This window comes from Okeania sp. (assembly GCF_983059655.1).
The window spans coordinates 1-8,371 of record NZ_CEZPJD010000337.1; the positions used below are offsets into that span (position 1 = coordinate 1).

The 8,371-nt window shown below is 31.8% G+C and carries 5 protein-coding genes; 2 read left to right on the forward strand and 3 right to left on the reverse strand.

Annotation, left to right across the window (positions count from 1 at the left end):
• Nucleotides 1–1,528: 1,528 nt before the first annotated feature.
• Nucleotides 1,529–2,914, forward strand: a complete 1,386-nt coding sequence (locus AC3DU7_RS18425) for a hypothetical protein (protein WP_488040772.1) — start codon at nucleotides 1,529–1,531, stop codon at nucleotides 2,912–2,914.
• Between the two features lie 394 nt (nucleotides 2,915–3,308).
• Nucleotides 3,309–3,599, forward strand: coding sequence for a hypothetical protein (locus AC3DU7_RS18430; RefSeq protein WP_488040773.1), 291 nt, complete (start codon nucleotides 3,309–3,311; stop codon nucleotides 3,597–3,599).
• Nucleotides 3,600–3,612: 13 nt separating this feature from the next.
• Here the strand turns inward: AC3DU7_RS18430 and AC3DU7_RS18435 are convergent, their stop codons facing one another.
• The 3 genes from AC3DU7_RS18435 to queG form a co-directional block, all read right to left on the reverse strand.
• Nucleotides 3,613–5,457 carry a two-component system response regulator gene (locus AC3DU7_RS18435; protein ID WP_488040774.1) on the reverse strand — a complete coding sequence of 615 codons (1,845 nt, stop codon included), beginning with the start codon at nucleotides 5,455–5,457 and terminating at the stop codon, nucleotides 3,613–3,615.
• An 878-nt stretch (nucleotides 5,458–6,335) separates the two neighbouring features.
• On the reverse strand, nucleotides 6,336–6,965 hold the full coding sequence (locus AC3DU7_RS18440; RefSeq protein ID WP_488040775.1) for an HAD-IA family hydrolase: 630 nt from the start codon (nucleotides 6,963–6,965) through the stop codon (nucleotides 6,336–6,338).
• A gap of 474 nt (nucleotides 6,966–7,439) precedes the next feature.
• Nucleotides 7,440–8,363 carry a tRNA epoxyqueuosine(34) reductase QueG gene (gene queG, locus AC3DU7_RS18445; RefSeq protein ID WP_488040776.1) on the reverse strand — a complete coding sequence of 308 codons (924 nt, stop codon included), beginning with the start codon at nucleotides 8,361–8,363 and terminating at the stop codon, nucleotides 7,440–7,442.
• Nucleotides 8,364–8,371 lie beyond the last annotated feature (8 nt).

The following is an 8,371-nucleotide window of genomic DNA, read 5'->3' on the forward strand; positions in this document are numbered from 1 at the left end:
ATCATATAAGACTTTTAGCTATTTGGCCAATCCTGCAATTTGTAAATATACCAGCGCTCATTGCTATAGAAGCGAGTGTATAATTCTGAGTTCCCCTACAGGGCAACTACTATACGGAAGTAATTCCGCACATAGCCCCTCCAGAATGTAAGACACACATCTGAACAGTCAGAAGTTATTTTTGTCACGGGGATTTGAGCAAGGCTCCAAAAATATTTCGCCTTAAAAGGAGGGGTTTTATACCATTTCTCAAAAGTTTTGCTACATCTCCTTGGGAATAGGGAGTAGGTTTCAAAGGCATAAGATATTTTGGATTAATGCCGATAATTCTTACAAACATTACTGAATCATTATTATTACTTAATAACTGAAATTCATCGGAAGTATAGGATTATTTTTGGGAATTGGTATTAGACCCATATTATTTTGATAAAAAATAGAAATATTCTTTAAAAGAGGGATTAGGAAACACCGAATCAGGGAGGAATAGTTGATAATTTATAACTTAAATAAGATTGCTATATATTTTGATTTTATATAAAATATACTGAAATTAAAGATATAGATAAAATTAATAAAATTTTCAAACTTGATTATCTATTTTTTTTGTTTTTTACAAATTCTGTACATCAAGAGTGTGTACATATCAATAATTATAAATCTCCATAAACGAAGGCACAAAGAACAGTTAATTAATAGATAATTACCGTAAGCATTTCCTACGGAATGCTGCGCAAACAGCCGTCAGCAATCAGCAATCAGCTATTGCTTTTAATTTTAGATAAAAGCTTTACTAATTGAGTCAAAATTTATACTTACGATCAAAGCTGGATGAAACAGTCTATATTCATTAAAACCCCCTTTTTTTTGCTGAGAACTGATAGCTAATAGCTGAATGCTTACTAACTAATTACCTTTGGTTAAAACCTTTTTTGATGAACCTATACCACTAATAATATTTTTGCTGAAAACCTTAAATATTTTGAGAATTAAAAACGAAAAATCAAGCTTTTCAAATAAATTTTACTTAAACAAATAAGCTTGTTTAAAATAGTGGGATACGTTCATTGAAGATAAGGAAATTTAATTTATTATTTTGGTCGATTGGATATAACCAGGAGAACCGCTCTTATCAGAGCCGCTCCGCTAACCCAATCTCTCGATCGCTTTTTTCTCCTTAAAAGGAGAGGCTTTAAACCGAATGGATTAATTATCAATTATCTATTGGTACAAGAAATAAATCATTGACAATTGATCGATAATAATTGCTTTAATTTTTAAATTTTGGAAAAGTCTATTGCCTGAATTTGATAATTAATGTTTAGATACTTCCTATCATATCTATGTCAAGGCAAAGTTAAACTACTAGGGATAATTTATGCAACAACCAACATCTATTGAAATGAGTTATAAATGACAATTGACGTTATTAACTGATAGCTTATACAATAAATGAATCTAAATTATAATAATTAAACTACTCTAGATTTTTCCAAAGCTCTTTCATAAATAAAATGGATGTTTTACCATGGCAAACACTCTAGAATCTATTGTTAATCTACCAAAGCTAAATTCTGAATCTACCCTTAGAGAATTACCACTGACTGATTTTCAAGTAAGTCCGATGACTTCCCTAGAATTAGTTGAATATCACTTTCATGAACAACCTGATTTACCTGGGGTTATAGTCGCTTCCGATGAAAAGTTTTTTGGCATGATTTCTCGGCGCTACTTTCACGAACAAATGAGTTCTCCTTATGGAAGAGAACTATTTATCAAACGTCCGATTCAATATTTTTTAAAAGCAACTCCAACTAAATATTTAGATAACTGTTTAATCTTACTAGCTGAAGAAAAAATTCATTTAGCTGTACAGATAGCACTAAATCGTTCTGAAGAAAATGTTTATGAACCCCTTGTAATTAAAATTGCAAACAAAAAACAGCCTGTTTTTTCTACTTATTTTTTACTGAATTTTCAAACTTTAATCTTAGCTCAATCCCATGTACTGAAAGAAGTAAATGATGAGTTGTCTCGCCACAAAAATTCTGCTAAAAATTATTTGATTCAGCTTAAACATAAACAGCAAAAACTCCAACAAAATACAGCAGCATTACGATCGCAAAAACAAGAAATTTTAATTAGACACAAGTTATTAGAAGTGCAGCAAAATGACATAATTAGTCAATCGGAACAAATTCATGACCTGAACCACAGATTGAAGGAAATTACTGGTTTTATTTCTCAGGAAGGAAAAAAAGCATTTTATGCCACATTTGAAGGAGTACAAAAAATCAACAAAAATATGGATGAAATTTTCAATATTGGCAACTTGTTTACCAATGAACTTAAACTAATCAACTCTACATCTCATCAAATTGAAACAGTTAGTAAACAAGCCAAACATTTGGCAATACAAGCCGCTATTGTTGCTGGTCATTCAAATTCTGAACTTAGTGGTTTTAGTCATATTACTAACGAGATTGGAAAATTGGTGAATGAAACTTCACAAGCAGGTCGTCAAATGAATTTAGTAGCTAATAACTTAATCATGAAAATTTCTGAACTTAACAACTTAGCTGAAACTGGTAAGCAAATTGTTAAGTCTCTAGTAGAAAATAATCAACGCTCTGAAGCAACATTAGATGAGTTAGAAAAATTAGTTCAACAACCAAACTTAGAGCGATCGGCAGTAAATTCGTCTGCTGTTACAGAATTTAGTAAAGTTAATCATATTTCTCAAGAAAATCTGGATCGAGATCGAAATATAGTCAATAACTATAAAGAAAAGTTTGAGGAAAAAAATACAGATATTTCTGAATTGCAAATGCAAATATTGAATAATAAAAAAGATAAGGAAAATTTGATACAACAAATTCGTTCTACTTTAAAGAAAAAAAAAATTGATATTTAGTTAGATTAAGTTGACAAAAAAATAACTAACTTGATGGCGTATTTAGCCAGAGCCTCAATGAATCTTCAATAATTAACAATTCCTCAAACTCTACCCATGTTTATTTATTTGAAATTTTCTAGAATACCTATAGCGCTAAGTGCTAGAGAACAGAGAACAGGAAATAGCAAACTTTCATTAATGGATAATTGATAATGGATAATTGATAATTACCTCTGGTTAAAACCGTTACGGAATTGAAAATAAGGAAATATTATTTCTTTTTTTCCTCTTAAAAGGGGAGGCTTTAAACCTGAATTATTTAATTATTAATTCTTCGGTAAAAAGGTTTTAGCTATCGATAAATGTCTGCACCCAATTATTGTACTACTGTAAAATATAACTTCTACGGTTAATGAGCAAAATACAAATTATTGTTACTCCAAATCACTTTCTTTATCGACATATAAAACTATACCATCTTAAACTTCGAGGTATTGGTAATCAAGCTACTGGATATTTATATTGCAAAAATAATGAAACTATTAGTAGAGCTACTTCTATGAATAAAATTCAGTTAGAAGGACTTTGTCAGATTAAACAAGTTATTGCTCTACGGCAGCAAGCAGTTATAGATATTGCACCTATTCTAGAAACACATAACTGGGAGATAATTCCTATTTCAGAAGATAAAACTAATAACTAATAGATACATTATTTCATTTTCCTTTTCTTTTTTCTTTTCCCTGTATCCAATCATTAATCATTTGAGGACAAATAGCTAAAGACTCTGCTAAGGATGCAAATTCTACCAAAGGTAACGGACGATGAAATACATAACCTTGAAGTTCATCACACTGATTTTTAACTAAAAAAGCCAATTCTTCTTCGGTCTCAACTCCTTCAGCAATAACTCGTATATTTAATTTGTGAGCCATAGAAATAATTGCTGAGACAATAACTTGGTTCGTAGGATTGTTGTTTATTGCATTAATAAAATTTTGATTGATTTTTATACTATCAATGGGGAACTTTTGCAGATAACTTAAGGAAGAATAACCAGTACCAAAATCATCTATAGAAATTTGAATGCCTAAACTTTTTAAACCATGTAAACTTCGTATTGCCTTTGTTTCATTTGTAATTAAAATACTTTCATTAAAATCTAACTCGACGTAATTAGGAGCTAGACCACTATTTAAAAGAACTTTAACTAACTTTTGACGTAAATCTAATTGATTTAACTGGCGAGCAGATATGTTGACTCCTACTCGTATTTTTCCTAACCCAATATCCTGCAAAGCTTTAACATTTTCACAAGCAGTCTTCAAAACAAATTCACCTATTGGTTCAATTAATCCTGTTTCTTCCGCTAAGGGTAAAAATTGTCTTGGTAATATTATAGAGCCGTCAGATTTTTGCCAGCGCAGCAGAGCTTCAGCACCTACAATTTTGCCTGTTTTTAAATTAATTATTGGTTGGTAAACAATCTTAAATTGTTTACTTGAAAGTGCCGAATGTAAATCATTCTCTAACTGCAAAGTATGGCTGTTTTGATCCTTACCTACTTCATTATCAAAATAATATTGATTATTGCCCTTTCTTCTGGCATATTCCATGGTTTTTCTGGCTTTTAAAAGTAATTGCCCCAGTTGTCTTCCATCAATAGGATAAAGAGCAATTCCAGCATTAGCACTAATCAAAAACTTTTGCTGCTTTAACACATAAGGTTCGACAAATTGCTGTAGGATATTTTGAGTTATACCTGTAATTTCTATCTTCTGATGAAGTGATTCTAGGACAATCACGAATTCATCTGTATTTAAGCGAGCTATCACGCTATTATTACTAATAAACTTATTGATTCTTTCTGTTATATTTCTAATCAATAAATCGCTCCAATCGTATCCTAAATCATCAATTCGTTTAAAGCGATTTATACCTAAATAAATAATAGGAATAGTTGGTACAAAATCTTGTTCTTTTCCAGAATATTGTGTTTTTGAATTGGCTGTATTACTAATAATTCGATCGAATTTGTCTGACAATAGAAGCCGATTACTTAAAAGACTTGGATTTTCTTGATTAGTTAACTTATTAAGTTGAGATTTTACAGTTTCAATTTGCTTAATGTACTGTGACTCTGTAGTTTGTTCGCCTTGATATTTCTGAAGGGCAATCTCAATTGTAGTTTTTAAGGATTGAGGTTTAAATGGCTTGACTAGATATCCATAAGGTTCGGTTAACTTTGCCCGGCCTAATGTATCATCGTCTGCATAGGCAGTCATATAAACAACAGGTATTTTTAATTGAGAGCGAATATACCCAGCAGCTTCAATGCCATCCAAATCTCCTTGAAGCATGATATCCATTAGTACTAAATTAGGATGTTGTTTTGTTGCAGTTTGAATTGCTTCTTCGCCAGAGTCTACAATTCCGATTACTTCATATCCTAATTTACGAAGATTCCTAGCAATATTTTCCGCGACAATAAGTTCATCTTCAATAATTAAAATTTTTGTGGGAGATGTGGGAGTTTGAAAAGAATTTTGAGTAATCTCCATAGTATTTTACCTGTAGAAGTTGGATAACTTAATTGTACATATCATTATACATACTAATTATTAAAAATTATGCTACAAAAAGGGTGTGGAAAATTTATGTCTAATAGGATGATGACATCCAACACAGTTATCTATATCTATAGTTTTTTTCTTAATTTATGCTTGACTTATATTTTGTGACATTACTTGATTAAATTTTGATTTTATTAAGTTGTTAGAAGACCCGCACTATTCTGTGAGACATTGCCGGGATAATGCCAATTAATACTACGGTTCTTATATCATATCCGATTGAATAGTTATCAATAATAAAGGAGGAGTCAGGAGTCAGGAGGAAAAAAGAGTAGAAAGTTTTTTTATCACTAATTACCCGGACATGATATTATAGTAATATGGCTATGGTCAATATAATAAAACTAGTGGGCTAGCAGTGTCTAGGGGTGTTGTCGATAGGGTAACGTACATAATTAATAGCTTCAATACCAGTTTTTAAAACATAAATTATCTTTTTTGTCAAAGGGACATCTCTTAGAAAGTATGCACGAGCGCGGAACGCGGAACTGAGTTCTATTGTATTTATTATTCAAACAAATTCTTTTTTAAAATAGTATTATTCAGTAAAACCCTAGTCCCTAATCTTAATAAAGTGTAGCAAAAATTGGCTATATTTGGCATCATACTACTAGATATTGAAGTAATATCAAATCCAGTAGCATCGGTGTAATAAGATAGTGGATCAGAATTTCCTACGGAATGCTCCGCAAACAGAATTCTTTCCGCTCTGGGTGAAGATGGAATATTTTTTTATACTGAACTAAACGGACTTGATCTAAATCAAGTTTAAGATTATCACTATTCATCTATAGTTTTTACTTGATTCAAAAGTTATTAATTACTGCTATTAGTTCTTGTGGTTTATCGACTAAAGCATCTGGCTGATAATCCGATAACACTTCTCTAGAGTTAAATCCCCAAGTCACGGCTATTACTTTTACTTTAGCTTTTTTAGAAGCACTAATATCTCTAGCTTCATCTCCGATATAAACGATCTCTTCTAGTTGAATATTCTCGGTTTTTATATATTTTTTAATAATCTTATCTTTGCCAAACAGAGTTGCACCTGAAATTAAAAAATCAAATATTAATAAATCATATTTTCCTAAGATAAACTCGACATTTTTGTAACTATTAGAAGTAATTATTCCCAGTTGATAACCATGCTGTTTCAATTCTAATAAAACTTCTTTAATACCATCAAACAAACTAACATTGTTAATTTCTTTTTGAAATTCTGCTCTAATTCTTCTTAATAAAAAAGGAACTTTAAAAATAGATATTCCTGATTGATTAATAACTTGTAGAGGGCTTAATTTTTCAATTTCTGGAATTTCTTCCTTCTTAGCTTGTTTATATCCAAATTCAACTGATAAATCATTTGTAATTGCAAAAATCAGATCGAAAGTATCTGCCAATGTACCATCAAAATCAAAAATAACTGTTTTTATCATTATTATATAACAATTACTAATTGCTTTCTGATTCTATCATTAGAGGCTGTTTTTCAACAATTAATAATTAGGGCTTACCGATCTAATATAAAAGCATTGACTGATATTGGTAAGTGCCTTTAAAGGAGCGAAAAAAGTGCAAGCTTTTCGGTCGCTCAAGCTCAAAAAGCTAGTATTTTGGGATGATTATGGGAGAACAATCTTGGGAAAATTTTTACGACTACCTCCTAATGAATTTCCATTTCTCCTCCACTGGAGGGGTTAGGGGTAGGTTGTCTCCTGTCTCCTACTTCTACCAACAGACTTTATGAACGCAAACCTTAACTATGACTCAACAATGTATAGCAGAAGGCAGAAAGAAAAATCTGGCGTTGTCTCAGTTTTATGCTTTTGATATGTCCTCACCTTTCCTGCGACTACTATAAATCTAATAAACCTAATTTATAGAAGTGGATAACTTTAACCTTGACTTCATTAAAGATTAGCACGAGCATTTCGTCGCAGCATATTTGGCTTAATACGTCGTAGCGCGGAAGCTGGAAATTGCTTATCCCAATCTTGTTCAGATATCTCTGCTAGTTCTGTTAACTTAGGAGTTAAATTACCAGGATAAGGTTGAAAATCATCAATATTTGTCTTTTGAGCAAATCGTTGATTCCAAGGACAAACATCCTGACAAATATCACAACCCGCGACCCATCCTTTTAAATTTGATTTAATATGTTCAGGTAGTTCAGGATTTCTATTTTCTATTGTATGATAAGCAATACAAAGATTTGCATCAACAACAAAAGGTTCTACGATCGCATTAGTCGGACAAGCTTCCAAACAACGAGTACAACTACCACAATGTTGAGTATGAGAGCGATCGCTTGTCAACTCTAAGTTAGTTAGCACTTCCCCCAAAAAGACCCATGAACCATATTCTCTAGTAATTAAATTACCATTTTTTGCTATCCAGCCCAAACCTGCCTGTTGTGCTAATAGCTTTTCTGGCACGGGACCTGTATCTGCATAATACCTGGTTAAAATTTCCTTTTCTTGCTCTTGCAACCAGTTAGTCAGAGCTTTTAACTTTTGGTGCATGACTTTATGATAATCCCTACCCCACCCATAGCGAGAAATTTTACCTATTTCAGAATTTTCAGAATGTTGATGTGGCGTGTAATAGTTGAGGGCAACACAAATAATAGATTCGACCTCTGGCATAACTAGCTTCAAGTTTTGACGTTTGGGGTTAGACATCCATCTTAAGTCTGCTTGATAGCCTTTATTCAACCATGCCTGCAATCTTTTTCTGTCTAAATTTAACTCATTTGCTGAAGCAATCCCAACTTTGTGAAATCCTACTTCTAAGGCTTTCTGTTTGATTTGACTCATGCTAAGTGTAGGTTTCATTGATACTA